This window comes from Mangrovimonas sp. YM274, assembly GCF_030908385.1.
Lineage (GTDB): Bacteria > Bacteroidota > Bacteroidia > Flavobacteriales > Flavobacteriaceae > Mangrovimonas_A.
In genome coordinates this window covers 3,735,647-3,752,863 of the sequence record NZ_CP133091.1, presented here as the reverse complement: position 1 = coordinate 3,752,863, position 17,217 = coordinate 3,735,647, and the positions used below count along the sequence as shown (strand labels likewise).

Annotated in this window: 16 protein-coding genes; 8 read left to right on the top strand and 8 right to left on the bottom strand. The window is 38.2% G+C overall.

The genetic code is table 11. The annotated features are described in order from the left end of the window. The first annotated feature begins 1 nt into the window (after nucleotide 1). From RBH95_RS16425 to RBH95_RS16415, 3 genes are read left to right on the top strand one after another with little or no spacing between them, the layout of a single operon-like run. Nucleotides 2-1,414, top strand: a complete 1,413-nt coding sequence (locus RBH95_RS16425; RefSeq protein ID WP_307900647.1) for an efflux transporter outer membrane subunit — start codon at nucleotides 2-4, stop codon at nucleotides 1,412-1,414. 18 nt (nucleotides 1,415-1,432) lie between these two features. Beyond that, the gene (locus tag RBH95_RS16420; protein WP_307900646.1) at nucleotides 1,433-2,026 is read left to right on the top strand and encodes a TetR/AcrR family transcriptional regulator; all 594 of its coding nucleotides are present in this window, start codon (nucleotides 1,433-1,435) and stop codon (nucleotides 2,024-2,026) included. A gap of 57 nt (nucleotides 2,027-2,083) precedes the next feature. Then, nucleotides 2,084-2,479, top strand: coding sequence for a hypothetical protein (locus tag RBH95_RS16415; RefSeq protein WP_307900645.1), 396 nt, complete (start codon nucleotides 2,084-2,086; stop codon nucleotides 2,477-2,479). Nucleotides 2,480-2,485: 6 nt separating this feature from the next. Here the strand turns inward: RBH95_RS16415 and RBH95_RS16410 are convergent, their stop codons facing one another. Then, nucleotides 2,486-3,487, bottom strand: coding sequence for an NAD(P)H-dependent glycerol-3-phosphate dehydrogenase (locus RBH95_RS16410; RefSeq protein WP_307900644.1), 1,002 nt, complete (start codon nucleotides 3,485-3,487; stop codon nucleotides 2,486-2,488). 615 nt (nucleotides 3,488-4,102) lie between these two features. On the opposite strand from RBH95_RS16410, the gene lysM reads away from it, so the two are divergent. Next, a complete protein-coding gene (gene lysM / locus RBH95_RS16405; RefSeq protein WP_307900643.1) occupies nucleotides 4,103-4,588 on the top strand; it encodes a peptidoglycan-binding protein LysM in 486 nt (161 codons plus the stop codon). 41 nt (nucleotides 4,589-4,629) lie between these two features. Here lysM and RBH95_RS16400 read toward each other — a convergent pair whose 3' ends face one another. Genes RBH95_RS16400 through mfd form a run of 3 tightly spaced genes read right to left on the bottom strand, consistent with a single transcriptional unit; the run spans nucleotide 4,630 to nucleotide 10,218 of the window. Then, entirely contained in the window at nucleotides 4,630-5,934 is a 1,305-nt protein-coding gene (locus RBH95_RS16400; RefSeq protein ID WP_307900642.1) for a TlpA disulfide reductase family protein, read from the bottom strand. Nucleotides 5,935-5,986: 52 nt separating this feature from the next. Continuing rightward, the gene (locus RBH95_RS16395; protein ID WP_307900641.1) at nucleotides 5,987-6,856 is read right to left on the bottom strand and encodes a DMT family transporter; all 870 of its coding nucleotides are present in this window, start codon (nucleotides 6,854-6,856) and stop codon (nucleotides 5,987-5,989) included. Further along, nucleotides 6,853-10,218, bottom strand: coding sequence for a transcription-repair coupling factor (gene mfd, locus RBH95_RS16390; protein ID WP_307900640.1), 3,366 nt, complete (start codon nucleotides 10,216-10,218; stop codon nucleotides 6,853-6,855). The genes RBH95_RS16395 and mfd overlap by 4 nt, the downstream gene beginning before the upstream one ends. Nucleotides 10,219-10,557: 339 nt before the next feature. Between mfd and RBH95_RS16385 the strand changes: the two genes are divergently transcribed. Next, nucleotides 10,558-10,989: a TerB family tellurite resistance protein gene (locus RBH95_RS16385; RefSeq protein ID WP_307900639.1), complete on the top strand. Its 432-nt coding sequence runs from the start codon at nucleotides 10,558-10,560 to the stop codon at nucleotides 10,987-10,989. 49 nt (nucleotides 10,990-11,038) lie between these two features. Here the strand turns inward: RBH95_RS16385 and fbp are convergent, their stop codons facing one another. Then, a complete protein-coding gene (gene fbp / locus RBH95_RS16380; RefSeq protein ID WP_307900638.1) occupies nucleotides 11,039-12,052 on the bottom strand; it encodes a class 1 fructose-bisphosphatase in 1,014 nt (337 codons plus the stop codon). A 124-nt stretch (nucleotides 12,053-12,176) separates the two neighbouring features. Between fbp and RBH95_RS16375 the strand changes: the two genes are divergently transcribed. The 3 genes from RBH95_RS16375 to RBH95_RS16365 are packed head-to-tail and all read left to right on the top strand — an operon-like array spanning nucleotide 12,177 to nucleotide 15,772. Then, nucleotides 12,177-12,656, top strand: coding sequence for a GNAT family N-acetyltransferase (locus tag RBH95_RS16375; RefSeq protein WP_307900637.1), 480 nt, complete (start codon nucleotides 12,177-12,179; stop codon nucleotides 12,654-12,656). Nucleotide 12,657: 1 nt separating this feature from the next. Beyond that, nucleotides 12,658-13,908 carry an aspartate kinase gene (locus RBH95_RS16370; RefSeq protein WP_307900636.1) on the top strand — a complete coding sequence of 417 codons (1,251 nt, stop codon included), beginning with the start codon at nucleotides 12,658-12,660 and terminating at the stop codon, nucleotides 13,906-13,908. Nucleotides 13,909-13,930: 22 nt separating this feature from the next. Beyond that, nucleotides 13,931-15,772, top strand: a complete 1,842-nt coding sequence (locus tag RBH95_RS16365; RefSeq protein WP_307900635.1) for a lysophospholipid acyltransferase family protein — start codon at nucleotides 13,931-13,933, stop codon at nucleotides 15,770-15,772. A gap of 25 nt (nucleotides 15,773-15,797) precedes the next feature. Here the strand turns inward: RBH95_RS16365 and RBH95_RS16360 are convergent, their stop codons facing one another. The 3 genes from RBH95_RS16360 to RBH95_RS16350 all read right to left on the bottom strand — a co-directional run bounded on the left by RBH95_RS16360 (nucleotide 15,798) and on the right by RBH95_RS16350 (nucleotide 17,215). Next, nucleotides 15,798-16,250: a TM2 domain-containing protein gene (locus RBH95_RS16360; RefSeq protein ID WP_307900634.1), complete on the bottom strand. Its 453-nt coding sequence runs from the start codon at nucleotides 16,248-16,250 to the stop codon at nucleotides 15,798-15,800. Between the two features lie 101 nt (nucleotides 16,251-16,351). After that, nucleotides 16,352-16,738, bottom strand: coding sequence for a VOC family protein (locus RBH95_RS16355; RefSeq protein ID WP_307900633.1), 387 nt, complete (start codon nucleotides 16,736-16,738; stop codon nucleotides 16,352-16,354). 18 nt (nucleotides 16,739-16,756) lie between these two features. Next, complete coding sequence (locus tag RBH95_RS16350; protein ID WP_307900632.1) at nucleotides 16,757-17,215, bottom strand: DUF1801 domain-containing protein; 459 nt, start codon at nucleotides 17,213-17,215, stop codon at nucleotides 16,757-16,759. Nucleotides 17,216-17,217 lie beyond the last annotated feature (2 nt).

Below are 17,217 nucleotides of genomic sequence, written 5' to 3'. Positions count from 1 at the left end.
TATGAGATCAATAATAAAACCGCAAAATCTAAAATTTGTAGTATTAATTTTGGTTGCAGCTACGCTACAAAGTTGTTTTGTTGCCAAAAATTATGAACGTCCTGAGTTGGAAGAAACGGAGCACTTGTACAGGACAGACAATTTACCACAGGATAGCGTTTCTATGGCAGATGTGTCCTGGAAAGAATTGTTTACAGATGCTTATTTGCAACAGTACATTGAGGAGGGACTCAATAACAATTTGGACATCCGAATTGCCATTCAACAAATGGCCGCGGCGGAGTCCTATGTTAGGCAGGCTAAGGCTGGATTTTGGCCAACAATAGGGGCAGATGCTTCCTTAACACATCAAGAACTGGCAAAAAACAGTCAGTTTGGATCTTTTTTTAATGGTTCGTTACAACAGTACCAATTATCGGCAAACCTTTCTTGGGAAGCCGATATTTGGGGAAAGATTAGAAGTCAAAAGCGGGCTTCGCAAGCTAGCTTCTTACAAAGTGTTGCAGCGCACCAAGCTGTGAAAACACAATTGGTTTCCAGTATTGCCGGAGTCTATTATCAATTATTGGCATTGGATGCGCAATTGGAGGTTACCAAAGCGACCATTGAAAACAGAGAGCGCAGCGTAGAAACCATAAAAGCATTGAAGGATGCAGGACAGGTAACCCAGGTAGCGGTAGATCAAAACATTGCGCAGCTTAATAATGCCAAAGCCTTACAAGTAGATATTGAAAGAGCCATCTTTACTTCAGAAAACACTTTGGCACTTTTATTGGGCAAACAGCCACAACAATTTGAAAGAAGTCAATTGGACGGCCAAAGTATCGATACGGAAATGAAGTTGGGAGTACCTACACTATTGTTGCGAAACAGGCCAGATGTTATGGCAGCGGAGTATAGTTTGGTGCAAGCCTTTGAGATGACCAATGTAGCTAGAACCAATTTCTACCCATCCTTAACCCTAACCGCAGCGGGAGGATTTCAAAGTTTGGAGTTTAACAACTGGTTTGATACAGGATCCTTATTTGCTAATATTGTAGGAGGGTTAACCCAGCCTATTTTCAATCAGCGTAAAATTAAAACCCAGCAAGAGGTAGCGTTGGCCCAACAGGAGCAAGCTTTATTGAGTTTTAAAAAGACATTGTTGGTAGCGGGAGGAGAAGTATCCAATGCCTTGTATGCCTACAATGCCGAAACTAAGAAGTATGAATTTAGACAAAATGAGGTTGAAGCGTTGCGACAAGCCGAAAGCAACTCTGAAGAATTGTTGAACAATGGATTTGGAACATATTTGGATTTATTGACGGCTAGACAAAGTGCTTTAAGCGCCGAGTTGAATGTTATTGATAGTAAGTTACAACAGCTTCAAACAGTGGTAACCTTGTATGAAGCTCTTGGAGGAGGATGGAAATAATGTGAAAAGGAAATTATCATGAGCCTTAAAAGTGACATCTTACAGTGTTCGATTACAAATTTCACGAAATTTGGAAGTAAGCGTTTTACACTTGATGAACTTGCAGAGGTCATGGGTATTTCCAAAAAGACCATTTATAAATATTTTAAGAATAAAGAAGAACTGGTAACCGAGAGCTTAGCAGTTTTAGTTAAAGAGTACAAAGAAGAAATTAATGAGGTTATTCAAGATAATATTGAAGATCCCATTTTGAGTATCATTTTAATTTATGAAAGAGGGTTTGAATACTTGAGGTATTTTAAGCCCTCTTTTTTATTTGGCATCAAAAAGTATTACCCTAAGGCAGACAAAGTGTTTAATGATTTTTCGGAGGTTTTTGTGTTTGATATTGTATATCAATTGCTCGAAAAAGCTAAGGAAAAGGGCAATATCAAGCCTGGTGTGAATCTAAAATTGGTGTGTGAACTTTACTTTTTAAGAATTGATGCAATTGCTTTCAGGAATAACAACCTCTTTGAAGTTTACAATAAAAGAGAAATTTTAAACCACTTAATAGTCTATAACCTTCGCGGTTTTACAGAAGCAAATTATTCAAATGCCTATTTTGATTAAACCGTTTTTGACTAATTTTGCAAAAATTATCAAGCCTAAAAAGTAGATACAAGCATTATGAAGAAAGATATTCAAATTCCAAAGGTAGAAGATGTATACGTTGCAGTAGTCAATGAATTTAATAAAGTACACCGAACCCAGGATTGGAACGCTTACATTATCAACAATAAGGATGTGGATTTGGATACCGTGTTAATTGTGTCCAAAGGGTATAGCGAAAGTAAGGAAACCCCCATAATGCGTCATACTTTAAAAATGTTGCCAGCACGTAGTTTTGCTAAAATTGAATTCATGCCCGATGAACTACTGAGCCTAAACAATGAGTTTAAGATTACCTTTTTTGAGGGCAACACAATGTTTGATAAAACCTATTTGTTTAGAAAAAATACCATCAACAAAAAGGCGCTACAAACCGTTCCGCTAATGCAGGAAAAAGGTGTTTTGGTAAAATAATTAGGTTTAGTCCAGTTTTTCAGTCAATTTTTTAAAAACCTTTTTTGGTTCCTTACCATCATACAGGATATCGTAAACTGCATTAATGATAGGCAGATTGGTTTTCTTCTTATTTTTCTCATTGAGTAAATAGGCACTTTTAGTAGCATAATAACCTTCTGCCACCATGCTCATTTCCATTTGTGCAGATTTAACGGTATAGCCTTTGCCGATCATGTTTCCAAACATGCGGTTACGTGAAAAAACCGAATATCCTGTTACTAGTAAATCACCCAAATACGCCGAATTATTGATGTTACGTTTCATTTTGTGCATCTTTTTAATAAAGCGTTTCATTTCACGAATGGCATTACTCATTAAGACACTTTGAAAGTTGTCTCCATAACCTAAGCCGTGGGCAATTCCCGCAGCAATGGCATAGATGTTTTTCAACATTACGGCATATTCTACCCCAATGATATCATCGCTGATCTTGGTGCGGATATAATCGCTAGATAAGGTTTTGCCTATTGCTTTGGCTTTGCTGGAATCGGCGCAGGATATGGTTAGGTACGACAAGCGTTCCAGAGCAACCTCTTCGGCGTGGCAAGGCCCTGCAATGACGGCAATATTTTCAAAAGGAATATTATAGATGTCATGGAAGTGCTCTCCAACCAACAGTCCCGATTCTGGAATGATTCCCTTTACAGCCGAAACCACTATTTTCTGGGAGATATCGGCAGTTAATTTTTCAAGCTCAGAGTGCATAAATGCCGATGGGATGGCAAATATCAATACATCTGCATACGCTGCCGTTTCATTGATGTCGTTACTCAATTTTAATTGTTCCAAATGGAACTCAACAGAGCTAAGATAACTTGGGTTATGCTGTTCTTTTTCAAGGTGGCCCTTGATGTAACTGCTGCGCATATACCAACCAACTTCATTTAAGTTTTCGCATAGCATTTTTACTATGGCAGTAGCCCAACTTCCGGCTCCAAAAACAGCATATTTTAAGGGGGTGCTCATTTGTTGTCACAATTTTGTAGGCCAAAAATACATAAAATATAAATCTTAAATGTTACTAAAGGTTGAAGTCCGTTGTGGAAATGCTTTACATGTGAGAATTATCTAGCCTAAACCTTTTACAATTTGTATAACTTTTGATGGGTTGAATATGCGATATGTTAGACAGGATATTTTAATGAAAATATTTTTCTTGGAAACAAAGGTGTGTTGCAGTTATCTTTCCTATATTTACCGCGTTATTTAACGGTTAAAGTGTTGTAAATGTGGGGGATAATTCGTAACTTAAAACTTTAACATTAGATTATGATTTGTTAGGTCAAGATTTTGTTTCTTTGGGCGTTCTTAAGAAAGAGGGTGCTGCTCAAAAATAGAATGATTGAAAAGTGCTTTCAAAATAGATTGCAAATTAAAATTCTACGTTAGTTAGAAACAAAATATAACGATAGAAACTAAATTTTGGTTGGTTATTTAGTTTCCTAAAACGCTCACTTCGATTTCTTCGAGTGAGCGTTTCTTCTTTTCTTACTTTTTTAGTTAGTAACTTTAATTGGATTTGAACTATTATTTTTTGAATTTTACAATATTGAATTGTTAATATTTAAAAATCAGATAGTTATGGGGTTATTTTCGTTTATTAAAGACGCAGGAGCCAGTGTGTTTGGCATAGGAAAAACAGAGGCTGAAGAAGCGGCAGAAGCAACTGCTGTAAAAATGGAAGCCGAAGCAGTAGCAGCTAAAAATTTAGAAGAAACCATTGCCGATCTAGACTTGAAGGTAAAGGGGTTAAAAGTGGAAATTTCTGGAGATATGGCCACGGTTTCAGGAATGGCTTACAATCAATCTACCAAAGAAAAAGTTGTTTTAGTTGTTGGAAACACCAATGGGATTGCTACGGTTGACGATCAGATGACTGTTGAGCACAAGGAGCCTGAAGCCCAGTTTTATACGGTTAAAAGTGGAGATACCCTAGGCAAGGTTGCCAAACAATACTACGGCAATGCCATGAAATACCCCATTATCTTTGATGCCAATAAGCCCATGCTTAAAGACCCCGATAAAATATATCCAGGACAGGTATTGCGTATTCCGCACTTGCTTTAAGAGTGTTAAAGTATCAACAGGCCCAATGGAAAATGAGGGGTTTACTTTAAACCTTCTTTCAGTTCTTCAATATCGTAGGGTTTTGAAGTGATGATCTTGTTTTTATCCAATAGAAAGTAAGAAGGTGTGCCGGTTACATTATAGTCCTCGGCTAATTTGTTGTCCCATTTTCCCAAAGCCAGTACATGGATAAAGTTTGGGTATTTCAATTTTTCAGAATCCCATGTTTTGCTGTTGTTTTCTAGACCAATTGCTATCACCTGCATATCATTTGGAATAATAGTTTTTACCTGTGGTAATTCAGCCAGACAATGGGAACAGGTGCTGCTCCAAAAAATTACCAGATAACGGTCGGCTATATCCAAATCGTATAGAGTGGTCGATACCTCTTTGCCATCTTTTTGTATGGTCATATCAAAGTTTTGGGCTTTATTTCCAACCGCATTTTTCTTGTAGTTGATAATTGCTCTACTCAGTTCGCCATTGTTGGTTTTCTTGGCTAGGTCTTCTAGGTAAGTATCAATTATGTAATTGGCCACTTCTGTATTTTCCATTATAGTAAAACGGTCCCAAACGGTTTGCAACAAAGAAGTTCGTACCATGGGGTCGGCCTCTTTCATAGTATCCATTAAGGCATCTACATTGGCTTTGTAAATTGCGTTGTCGCTCCCTGCAGCCATCCCAAATACATAGGCCAGCACTCGGTCGTTCAAAAAATCGGAGCTCAACAATAGCGGATTGGAAAAATTTACATGTTTAAAATAGGTACGTTTTAAATTATTGGAGTAGGTGGAGAGGTCTTCAAAGCTTTGAGGGATGTAGGGAGCATTGGCAGTAATAAACGTATGGGCCATGGTGCCTTTTGAAGCGTCTTCAAAACCTTTTTGAGTGTCTTCCAAGGTTTTAAAAATATCTTTGTAGGCTTCATGGTCCGCACTTTCTTGGGAATAAAAATTACTAATAGCCATATTTACCAGCTCCATACTCTTGGTATATGAAGACCAAAGTTTGTTTTCGTTGGAAGCTGTGAATTCCAATCCCTTTTCAATGCTGAAATTGAGGGCTACATCTTCTTTGCCGTTATAGATTAAATCAAAATTGTATTCTTCTGGGGGTAGGGCATATACAATTTTATAAATACCCGGTTTTACAGAACTCTCCAATTGAATATGAAAGCTGCCATCTTCTTCAATTTCGCTCTTATCCACAAAATTGGTCCCTGTTGGAGTGGCTTCGTATAGCAGCGCATAGGTGTAATCTTTTGCGGGCGTAAATTTGCCGGAAACCTTATGTTGGGCTATCAATACCGTGGGTAGGAACAATAAAAGATGTGCAAGTGTTTTCATGTGGTTTTTATTAGGACTATGGTTGGTTGTATGCTCAATAACTAAGCCAAATTTAGACTGAGGCGTTTTTTTTGTAAGATCGAAAACTTTCGATCATAACAGTAAATATAATTAATGTTCCTCCAATAAACGTATTCCATGTAGGCCTTTCATTTAAAAATAGATAAGCGATTATAATCCCAAAAATGGGTTGGGTACTACTTATAATACTGGCCGTACTAGCCTCAAAAAAGCGTAGGCTTTGTATGAATAAAGTGTGGCCAATAGCTGTGGTTACTAATGCAAGCATCAAAACATAGGGAAATTGTTCTGAAACCTTTCCAAAACCGAAAAGAAAAATGAATGGGAGTAAAACGAAGGATAGAATGGCCACCTGATAGAACATGAGCATAATGCCGTTATAGCGGGCCACATGCTGTTTCAAAATCAAGATGCGAGCGGAATAACACAGGGCAGATGCAATACCAAACAAAGCACCTTTAAATTGGCCGCTTTCCAAACTGAATTCAGGTGCTAACATATAAATGCCAAAGCCAACCAGGGCTCCCAACAAAAGGTGAATGGGATCGAATTTTACTTTTGAAAATAGGGGTTCCAATAATGCCGTAATTACGGGAAATGTAAATAGGGATAGCATGCCAATAGCAACATTGGAAAGTTTTAAGGCGTAAAAATAGGTGATCCAATGGCCTCCCATAAGTAATCCGCTTATCAAAAAAGTAAAGCGGTCTTTGGAATGAATTTCCAGAGGAATCTTTTTAAAATGACAGTAGAGAAACAAGAATACAGCAGCCAAAATGGACCGCCACCATATGATTACCGTTGTGGGCATATCGATGTATTTGCCCAAAGCTCCCGAAGTGCTAATGAAAATGGTGGCAAGAGTTAGCCAAAAGACATGGCTTAGATGGCTTCCTTTCATATATCTTTTAGTCTACTTAAGGCTTGTTTTACTGTTTTTATATGGTCAAATGTTAGTAGAAGTCTAAGGCCTGTACGGGTTTCTTTTTCTTTCATCTTGCAGGCTTGAGGATTAGATTGTACGTATTGTAAGACTTTGGTGAAGCCTTGACTTTGGTAAAAACTACTTTGTTGGTCGCTTATGAAATAGCCAATAAGTTTGCCTTTTTTCATAATTACTTTTTCAAGGCCCATTTTGGCTGCAATCCATTTAATGCGTACACTGTCCAAAAGATCCACCACTTGGAATGGCATTTCGCCAAAACGATCAACTAATTCCGATTCAAATTTTTGAAGGGCGTCTTCAGTTTTTATATCATTTAGTTGCGTGTAAAGATTGAGGCGTTCTGTAATATTATTGATGTAATCATCGGGGAATAGCAATTCAAAATCGGTGTCGATGGTAATATCTTTTACATATTCTTTTTCCTTACCATCGTCCGGATAAAGATCCTTAAATTCATTTTCCTTAAGTTCTTCAATAGCCTCGTTCAATATTTTTTGGTAAGTATCAAAACCAATATCATTGATAAATCCACTTTGTTCACCACCCAACAAATCACCGGCCCCACGGATTTCCAAATCTTTCATGGCGATGTTGAAACCACTACCTAATTCGGAGAATTGCTCCAAAGCTGTAATACGCTTTCTGGCATCCGGAGTCATGGCAGAGTATTCAGGGGTTATAAAATAACAAAAGGCCTTTTTGTTGCTTCGGCCTACACGCCCCCGCATTTGGTGAAGGTCGCTCAATCCAAAATTATTGGCATTGTTGATAAAAATGGTATTGGCATTTGGTACGTCCAAACCACTTTCAATAATGGTTGTACTTACAAGCACGTCAAATTCACCATTAATGAAGGACAACATCAGTTCTTCCAATTTTTTACCATCCATTTGGCCGTGGCCAATGGCAACTTTGGCATCAGGTACCAAGCGTTGGATTAGCCCGGCTACTTCCTTGATGTTTTCAATACGGTTGTGGATGAAGAAAATCTGCCCACCCCGTTGAATTTCATACGTAACGGCATCACGAATAGTTTCCTCACTAAAACGGATTACATGGCTCTCAATTGGGTACCTGTTAGGTGGTGGCGTGGTAATTACCGAAAGGTCTCTGGCGGCCATCAAGCTAAACTGCAAGGTTCTGGGAATTGGTGTAGCAGTAAGGGTAAGCACGTCTACATTGTCTTTAAGGGTTTTAAGACGTTCTTTAACCGCAACTCCAAATTTTTGTTCCTCATCGACAATGAGCAAACCAAGATTTTTAAACTTCACCGTTTTGTTAGCCAATTGATGTGTCCCAATAATGATATCAACACCGCCACTGGCTAAACTCTCCAAAGTTGTGCGTTTTTCTTTGGTTGTTCTAAAACGGTTAACATAATCAACCGTAACAGGGAAATCCTTTAATCGTTCCCGAAAAGTACGGTAGTGTTGGTAAGCCAAAATAGTGGTTGGTACCAAAACGGCCACCTGTTTTCCATTGTCAACAGCTTTAAAAGCGGCCCGGATGGCCACCTCGGTTTTTCCAAAACCAACATCCCCACAAACCAAGCGGTCCATTGGGCGCTCACTTTCCATATCGGATTTAATATCGGCCGTAGCGGTACTTTGATCTGGAGTATCTTCGTAGAGGAAAGAGGCCTCCAGCTCATGCTGTAGATAACTGTCTGGATTGTATTGAAATCCTTTTTCTAGTTTTCGCTTGGCATAAAGTTGAATTAAATTAAAGGCTATTTCCTTAACCCTAGACTTTGTTTTTTGTTTGAGGGTTTTCCAAGCCTTGCTTCCTAGCTTGTATACTTTTGGAGGTTTCCCGTCCTTGCCGTTAAACTTGGTAATTTTATGTAGGGAATGAATGCTAAGGTACAGAACATCACGCTCGCCATAAATGAGCTTGATGGCTTCCTGTTTTTTGCCTTCAACTTCAATTTTTTGAAGCCCCCCAAATTTTCCAATGCCATGGTCAATGTGGGTGACATAGTCGCCAATATCCAAATTGGTAAGTTCCTTAAGGGTAATGGCCTGCTTTTTGGCGTAGCCATTTTTAAGTTGGAATTTATGATAGCGCTCAAAAATTTGATGGTCGGTATAGCAGGTGATTTTGTTGTCGTGATCTACAAACCCTTGATATAAGGAAAGTACAATGGTTTCGTAATGTACCTCTTGATCCATGTCGTCAAAAATATCATGGAAACGTTTGGCCTGTTGCTCACTTACACAGGCAATATAATTGGTGTAACCTTTATTATGGTTATTGTTTAAATCGTCTATTAATAATTCAAATTGTTTGTTGAAAGACGGCTGAGGGGTGGTATTGTAAACCACTTCTTTGTTAGCAGATCCTGCAGTGAAGAATGAAGACGCTCCAAATTCAACAATTGAAAAGTCTAAAAGTTGCTTTTTAAACAGTTGTGAATGGCAAAACAATTCTTCAGGTGTGGCATGCTTTATTTCTGTACCTAATTTTTCAAAGGCCTCTTCCGCCTTTTTAAAAAACTCATCAATACGGCCAAAAAGCATGTCGGCATTTTTGATAAAAACGACCGATTTCTTAGAGATATAGTTGAAAAAACTCTGACGGCTTTCTTCAAGGAGTTTGTTGGCAACGTTAGGGATTATGGTTATTTTCTTGATCTGTTCTGTCGATAGTTGGCTCTCGACATCAAAGGTCCTTATACTGTCTACTTCATCACCAAAAAACTCAATGCGATAAGGTTCATCATGCGAAAATGAAAAGACGTCCACAATTCCTCCTCTCACCGAAAATTCTCCCGGCTCGGTTACAAAATCTACACGTTTAAATTTGTACTCAAATAGCACCTCGTTTACAAAATCGATGGAAAGTTTATCGTTCACCGAAATTTTAAGCGTGTTTTTCTCTAGTTCTTTCCTAGTTACTACCTTTTCAAAGAGGGCATCTGGATAGGTGACAATTACGGCAGGTTTTTTTCTGGAATTGATTCGGTTTAAAACCTCTGCTCTCAACAATACATTGGCATTGTCTGTTTCTTCGATTTGGTAAGGGCGTCTATAGCTACCAGGATAGAACAGTACATCCTTGTCTCCCAATAATAATTCTAAATCGTTGAGGTAAAAGGCAGCTTCTTCCTTGTCGTTAAAAACCAATAAAAAGGGTTGGTCTGTTTGCTGAAAGGTTTCAGCAACTACAAAAGAAAAAGACGAGCCTACTAATCCCTTCACGTGTGTTTTGGGAGAGGTGTTTAAGGCGTCTGTTTGTTGATTTTTGGCAATAGCAGTCTGCAGATTTTGCGTTTGCAACATCTGTGCATAGGTTTGCGAGAGAACAGTTTTACTCAAGGCAGAATATTTTATGCAAATATAAAGTTTAGATTTGAATTATGCTTTAGGCTTCAAAAGGCTATATGTTTTGAAAATGTTGTCTTTTATATGTTGGTTTTATTCCAAAAAGGATGGCAAAATGGGTGGGTGAATTTTGCTGTTAAGGATTGCTAGGTCTTTTTGAGTTGTTGTTTTTTATTGGTTTGGAGTGTTTTTATTTGGTTGTTTTATAGTGTTTTGAGTGGTTTATTGGTTGTAGTGAAGTGCTTTGGATGTGAGCTTTCAAAAAAGCAAAAATTATGTTTTAAAAGCCTACAAGTTTAACTATATTTGCACGACTTTTAAAAAAGAGAATATATGTCGATTTCAGATTTATTTGACAGTGGATTTAAAAAACGTAATGAAGATCATTTTGCAGCGATTGTAAGGGTTGCTATGAGTGACGGAATTATTAATGAAGAAGAACGTGCGTTTTTAGATAGATTGGCAAGAAACTTAGGTATTGATGACCATGAATATGCTACAATACTAAAGGACTATAAAACACATCCAATTAATCCTCCAACTTCTTATGAATTACGTTTGGAGCGTTTGTTTGATTTGGCTAGAATGGTGTGGGTTGACCATATCCAATCTGATGACCAAGTGAACATGTTAGAGAAATTTTGTGTAGGTCTTGGTTTTAGACCGGACAATGCCAAATACATCACAGATAAAGCTTTACATTTGGTAAAGGAAGGTGTAGATATTGAAATCTTTAAGGATGAAATGAAAGCAATGAACAAATAATTGCTTCAACATATCAAAAAGAAAAGCGAACCAATTTGGTTCGCTTTTTTTATTTAGGGTCGGCTAGTTGAATAAATTCTTCTGCTTTTTCTACCATGTTCCTACTGCCGCAAATAAATGGAACACGTTCGTGCAATTCGGTAGGTTGTATGTCCATTATTCTGGTATAACCATCACTGGCCTTGCCGTTGGCTTGTTCTGCTAAAAATGCCATAGGGTTACATTCATATAGCAAACGCAACTTTCCATTGGTTTTAGGTGAGCATTTAGGATACATATAAATACCGCCTTTAATCATGTTTCTATGGAAATCGGATACCAATGATCCTATATACCTAGAAGTGTAAGGTCTGTCTCCCTCTTCCTTCTGGCAATATTTTATATAATCCTTGATGCCTTGAGGGAAGTGGATATAATTCCCTTCGTTTACCGAATAGATGTTTCCATCCAATGGAAATTGCATATTTGGATGAGAGAGGTAGAAGGTGCCAATAGCTGGGTTTAAAGTGAATCCGTTTACTCCTGCTCCCGTTGTATAAACGAGCATGGTAGAAGTACCATAAACCACATAACCAGCTGCAACTTGTTGATTTCCTTTCTGAAGAAAATCCTCAATGGTTACTGGTGTGCCAACTGGTGTTACACGTCTGTAAACCGAAAAAATGGTTCCTACAGACACGTTTACATCAATATTGGACGATCCGTCCAAAGGGTCTATAAGCACAACGTATTTGTTTTGGTTGTTTTCGTCCTGTGAGTTGATGGAGATGAAATCGTCTTCTTCTTCACTGGCAATACCACAAACAATATTACGGTTGGTAAGTGTTTGTATAAACTTTTCGTTGGCTAAAACATCCAGTTTTTGTTGGTCTTCTCCTTGAATGTTGGTTTCGCCTGCAGCGCCAATAATATCTACCAGTCCTGCTTTGTTTACCTCGTGGTTAACAACTTTGGCGGCCAATCGGATGGAATTGATAAGTCTTGATAGCTCTCCTGATGAATATTTAAATGCGGCTTGATTTTCTATGATAAACTCTCCAAGAGTTTGATGTTTGTGAGACATGAAAGTTGATCCTTTTGTTTGTGCAAATATCGTAGAATTTTACGCAACTACAACGTTTTCGTGGACAATTTGTCCCAGCATATCCTTAACTTTAAATTATATTTGAATTTAGATATCGAATATTATGAATTGTACAATTAGAGAAGCCGTTAAATCAGATATGCCCAAGGTTCTTGAGCTCATTCATGAATTGGCAGTTTTTGAGAAAGAACCCGATGCTGTGGAAGTTACCGTAGAAGAATTGGAACATAAAGGGTTTGGTACTAACCCCAATTTTCATTGTTTTGTGGCCGAAGTTGATGGCGCTGTAGAAGGGATTGCCTTGGTATACACACGTTTTTCTACGTGGAAAGGTGTCGTGCTGCATCTAGAAGACCTTATTGTGAGACAAAGCATGCGTGGGCATGGATTGGGAACCAAACTTTTGGATGAAGTTATTAAGTATGGTAATGACTTGGGAGTAAAACGGATTTGTTGGGAAGTGTTGGATTGGAATACACCTGCCATAGACTTTTATGAGAGCAAAGGTGCCGATGTAAAACGCGATTGGGATGTGGTGCATTTGGATGAACAAGGAATAGCAAATTATATTTCAAGATTGTAGGATGCAGATATTTAAGTTTGGAGGTGCATCGGTTAAAGATGCTAAAGGTGTTAAAAATCTTGTGTCGGTGTTGCAGCAGGTTGGTGTTGAAAATACTTTGATTGTGGTGTCCGCTATGGGCAAAACTACCAATGCTTTAGAGACTGTGGTACACAATTACTTTCATAAACCAACAGAATTGCAATCCTCTCTTCAAGAGGTTAAAAAATATCATAATGAAATTTTACTGGAGCTATTTGAGCAAGAACAGCATCCTGTTTTTCAAAAGGTAACATTGCTATTTAATGAACTTTCAGAGTTTTTCGATAGGAACAAGTCACCAGATTATAACTATGTGTATGATCAATCCATTTGTTATGGGGAGTTGGTGTCCACAACCATTGTTAGTGAATATCTCATTACTATTGGTTTGGCAAATACCTGGTTGGATGTTCGAAACTGTATCAAAACAGATAATTACTATCGTAAGGCAAATGTAAATTGGGAAGACACTCAAACCAATATTACTAAGCAAGTAAAGCCAGATGTTTTAAATATTACGCAAGGGTTTTTAGGTAGCGATGCCAATAATTTTACCACTACTTTGGGGCGTGAAGGGAGCGATTATACGGCTGCTATTTTTGCCTACTGTTTAAATGCTGAAAGTGTTACCATTTGGAAAGATGTGGCAGGGGTTTTAAATGCCGATCCTAGATATTTTGAACACGCACAATTATTAAATAGGATTTCCTATAGTGAAGCGATAGAATTGGCTTTTTATGGGGCTTCGGTAATTCATCCCAAAACGTTACAACCTTTGCAACGAAAGGAAATCCCGCTAAAAGTAAAATCTTTTTTGAATCCAAAAGAGCAAGGGACCACAGTTTGCAAGGGTGTCGATATTGAGCCAAAGGTACCATGCTTTATAGTAAAGAAAAATCAAGTGTTGATCTCCCTGTCTTCATTAGATTTTTCATACATCGTAGAAGACAATATCAGCGCCATTTTCAACTTGTTACATACTTACAAAATGAAGGTAGACGTTATTCAAAACTCTGCTATCAGCTTTTCCGTTTGCGTGGATAATTTATATGACAATTTGGACAAGCTGTTACAGGATTTGAAGGCGAATTTTAAGGTTACTTGCCATAAAAACGTCTCTTTGTACACGGTTAGGCACTATAATGATGCGGCAATCAAGGCCTTGGAGGAGGGCAAAACACTGCTCTTGAAACAATTAACCCAAGATACGGTGCAGATGGTAACCAATTGAACTATTTAGTACATTTGTCATTATGACTAAACAACAAAATTCTGGTTTGGTAAGTGCTAAGGAAGTAGCCAAGGCCATACAAATGGACAAGTACGGATTTGTAGGGACTTTTTCGGGTTGGGTATTGATGAAGATGCTCAAAATCTCCAAGTTGAATAAAATTTACAATCGAAATAAGCACTTTAGTGAACTTGAATTTTTGGATAGAATTCTTGAGGAATTTCAGATTAAATTTGAAATTCCAGAGGAAGATTTAAAGCGTTTGCCCAAGGATGGGGCCTATATCACGGTATCCAATCACCCCTTAGGCGGAATAGATGGGATCTTGTTGTTGAAGTTGATGTTGGAGCAACGTCAGGATTTTAAGATCATCGCCAATTTCCTTTTACATAGAATAGAACCCCTTAAAAACTATATTTTACCGGTAAATCCTTTTGAAGATCGTAAGGATGTAAAGTCAAGTTTGGCAGGATTTAAAACAGCTATCAAACATTTAAAGGATGGGCATCCTCTCGGGATTTTCCCGGCTGGAGAAGTATCTACCTATAGAGACGGTAAACTGGTGGTAGATAAACCATGGGAAGCGGCTGCTATGAAATTGGTTAAAAAAGCAGAGGTTCCCGTAGTTCCAATTTATTTTCATGCCAAAAACAGTAAGTTGTTTTACGAACTGTCTAAAATCAACGATACGTTTAGGACTGCAAAACTGCCATCAGAGCTGTTGACGCAAAAACGTCGGGTGATTAAGGTTAGAATTGGTCGACCTATTCCTGTTAGTGAGCAAAAGGAGCACTTGACTCTGGAAAGCTATTCGGAATTTCTGAGAAGAAAGACCTATATACTCTCAAATTCATTTGATGAAAAAGGGAAGTTTCTTAGCAATTTTTCTACAACGTTAAAAGCAACCAAACCACCTAAACGCATTGTAACGCCAATAGCTCGGGACATTATGGTTGCGGAAGTAGATGCCTTGCGTGAAAATGACATGAGGTTACTGCAGAGTAAGAATTATGAGGTGTTTTTAGCTCCTGCCAATGCCATTCCCAATAGTTTGCGTGAAATAGGAAGACTGCGTGAAATAACCTTTAGGGAAGTAGGTGAGGGAACCAACGAGGCCATCGATTTAGATACTTTTGATACCTATTATCACCACATGTTTCTTTGGGACAATGATCGTCAGTTGATTGTTGGTGCCTATCGAATGGGCTTGGGAGCGGCTATATTTGAGAAGTATGGGATAGATGGATTTTATCTACAGGATTTGTTCCGTTTTGAACCGGAATTGTATAAAATGATGAGCCAGTCCATAGAAATGGGACGTGCTTTCATCATTAAGGAATATCAACAAAAACCGATGCCATTATTCCTGTTGTGGAAAGGCATTGTACATACTACACTGCGATTCCCTGAACACAAATACTTAATTGGTGGCGTGAGTATTAGTAATCAGTTTTCCAATTTCTCTAAGTCCTTGATGATCGAGTTTATGAAATCGCATTACTACGATCCTTATGTAGCCCAATATGTACGCCCCAAAAAGGAGTTTAAGGTAAAGCTAAAGGATGCGGACAAGGATTTTGTCTTTGATGAAACCGAAGCTGACTTGAACAAGTTCGACAAGATTATCGACGAAGTGGAGCCAGGGGCTTTGCGTTTACCCGTATTGTTGAAAAAATACATTAAGCAAAATGCCAAGTTGGTGGCCTTTAACGTGGATCCTCTCTTCAACAATGCTGTGGATGGCTTGATGTACATTAAAATTGCCGACTTGCCAGAAAGTACCGTACGCCCTGTTATGGAAGAGTTCCAAGCTGAGTTGGAGCAAAAACTCTCTGAACAAAACGACGTAGAGAGTGCTGGGTAATAGCATTGTGAACTTTACTAGGCAATTAAAACCAAGGTTTTTTCCCTAATTGGTAGGTTTTATAGAATTCTCCGTCGGTTTTCGTAAGGTAAATGATCCCTTCTATAACCGTGAAAACCCAAACCAAAAAGCCTAAGAATCCAAAACTAAATAAGGATAAAACTACAGTTGTTAACAATAGTATAAGCCCTTCTTTAGTGTAGTTTAGCACAAATTTATGAATACCAAAGCCGCCTAATAAAATGGCTAATACTCCAGCGAGCACTTTCTTGTTAGAACCTGTTGTTTTTTCAAAAGCTTCTTTGGCACTTTCTCTAAATTCCCTAGTAGCTTCTTCGGCTTCTTTGCCAAATTCTTTAGCACTACCTTGGGCTTCTTTACCAAATTCTTCGGCTTTGCCAGCCGCTTTTTTGGCTGTTTTTTTGGCGTCGCCCAACATGTCGTTAAGGTCGTCTCCTAGACTTTTTTCATCAGACATAGCTTTGTGTATTAATGGTTAGAATATTAAAAGTACTAAAAAAATACCATCGTTTTTGTTGATTATGTGTGATTTGAGTTTCAAAGGAGAATGAGGTTTTGTTATTGGAATGCTTGATCGATAGGTTCCCAAAGTTCAATTTTGTTGCCTTCATTATCCAAAATCCAAGCAAATTTTCCATAGTCGTATGTTTCCATATCCCCTACAATGGTGACACCTTCTTCCTTTAAAACTTTCAACAAAGCTTCCAAATCCTCAACCCGATAATTGAACATAAAACCCTTTTGGGAAGGTTCATAATACTTGGTATCTTTTGGGAAAGGGCTCCATTGGGTAGAGCAATCATTGCCGTCTTTGTCTTTCCACCAAAAAGTACAGCCGTAATCATCGGTATTGAAACCAAGGTGCTTTTTATACCATTCTTTGGTGGCGTTGGGATCGTCGGTTTTAAAAAATAAACCGCCAATACCTGTTACTCTTTTTTTCATATGTTGATTGTTGAGTGATTATTTTTTCTTCAAGGCATTTTCATATACCGAAATCCATTCTTCTGGAGTCATTTTATGACATAGTTCGGCTATAAGTTGGAGAGGAATTTCGTTGATGCGCTTAAACCGAATGCAGCTTTTACCCATATCTAATTTGTATTTGCTGTATTTGGGATATTCTTTTACAAACCATTCGTGAATTTCGGGGACAGCATAAATGCCACTATGGTATAGGTTGATGGAATTTTTTTGAGAAGCGACACTCATAAATGGCAATGGTTCCTCGGGGGTGCAATGATAACCTTTGGGATATATGCTATGAGGAACATAATAACCTATCATACCGTATTGGATGCCTTCCTCGAATCCTTTGGGAAGGTTATCTTTGATGGTCTGTCGTAAGGCTTTTAAAATGTCCTTACGTTCTTCCGGTACTTGATTGATATAGTCTTCGGGAGAGGTAGCTTTATATTGCATAT

Excerpts from the sequence above, each read along its gene's own strand:
- RBH95_RS16425 (WP_307900647.1), top strand. The coding sequence starts at position 2 with ATGAGATCAATAATAAAACCGCAAAATCTAAAATTTGTAGTATTAATT.
- RBH95_RS16420 (WP_307900646.1), top strand. The coding sequence starts at position 1,433 with ATGAGCCTTAAAAGTGACATCTTACAGTGTTCGATTACAAATTTCACG.
- RBH95_RS16415 (WP_307900645.1), top strand. The coding sequence starts at position 2,084 with ATGAAGAAAGATATTCAAATTCCAAAGGTAGAAGATGTATACGTTGCA.
- RBH95_RS16410 (WP_307900644.1), bottom strand. The coding sequence starts at position 3,487 with ATGAGCACCCCCTTAAAATATGCTGTTTTTGGAGCCGGAAGTTGGGCT.
- lysM (WP_307900643.1), top strand. The coding sequence starts at position 4,103 with ATGGGGTTATTTTCGTTTATTAAAGACGCAGGAGCCAGTGTGTTTGGC.
- RBH95_RS16400 (WP_307900642.1), bottom strand. The coding sequence starts at position 5,934 with ATGAAAACACTTGCACATCTTTTATTGTTCCTACCCACGGTATTGATA.
- RBH95_RS16395 (WP_307900641.1), bottom strand. The coding sequence starts at position 6,856 with ATGAAAGGAAGCCATCTAAGCCATGTCTTTTGGCTAACTCTTGCCACC.
- RBH95_RS16385 (WP_307900639.1), top strand. The coding sequence starts at position 10,558 with ATGTCGATTTCAGATTTATTTGACAGTGGATTTAAAAAACGTAATGAA.
- fbp (WP_307900638.1), bottom strand. The coding sequence starts at position 12,052 with ATGTCTCACAAACATCAAACTCTTGGAGAGTTTATCATAGAAAATCAA.
- RBH95_RS16375 (WP_307900637.1), top strand. The coding sequence starts at position 12,177 with ATGAATTGTACAATTAGAGAAGCCGTTAAATCAGATATGCCCAAGGTT.
- RBH95_RS16370 (WP_307900636.1), top strand. The coding sequence starts at position 12,658 with ATGCAGATATTTAAGTTTGGAGGTGCATCGGTTAAAGATGCTAAAGGT.
- RBH95_RS16365 (WP_307900635.1), top strand. The coding sequence starts at position 13,931 with ATGACTAAACAACAAAATTCTGGTTTGGTAAGTGCTAAGGAAGTAGCC.
- RBH95_RS16360 (WP_307900634.1), bottom strand. The coding sequence starts at position 16,250 with ATGTCTGATGAAAAAAGTCTAGGAGACGACCTTAACGACATGTTGGGC.
- RBH95_RS16355 (WP_307900633.1), bottom strand. The coding sequence starts at position 16,738 with ATGAAAAAAAGAGTAACAGGTATTGGCGGTTTATTTTTTAAAACCGAC.
- RBH95_RS16350 (WP_307900632.1), bottom strand. The coding sequence starts at position 17,215 with ATGCAATATAAAGCTACCTCTCCCGAAGACTATATCAATCAAGTACCG.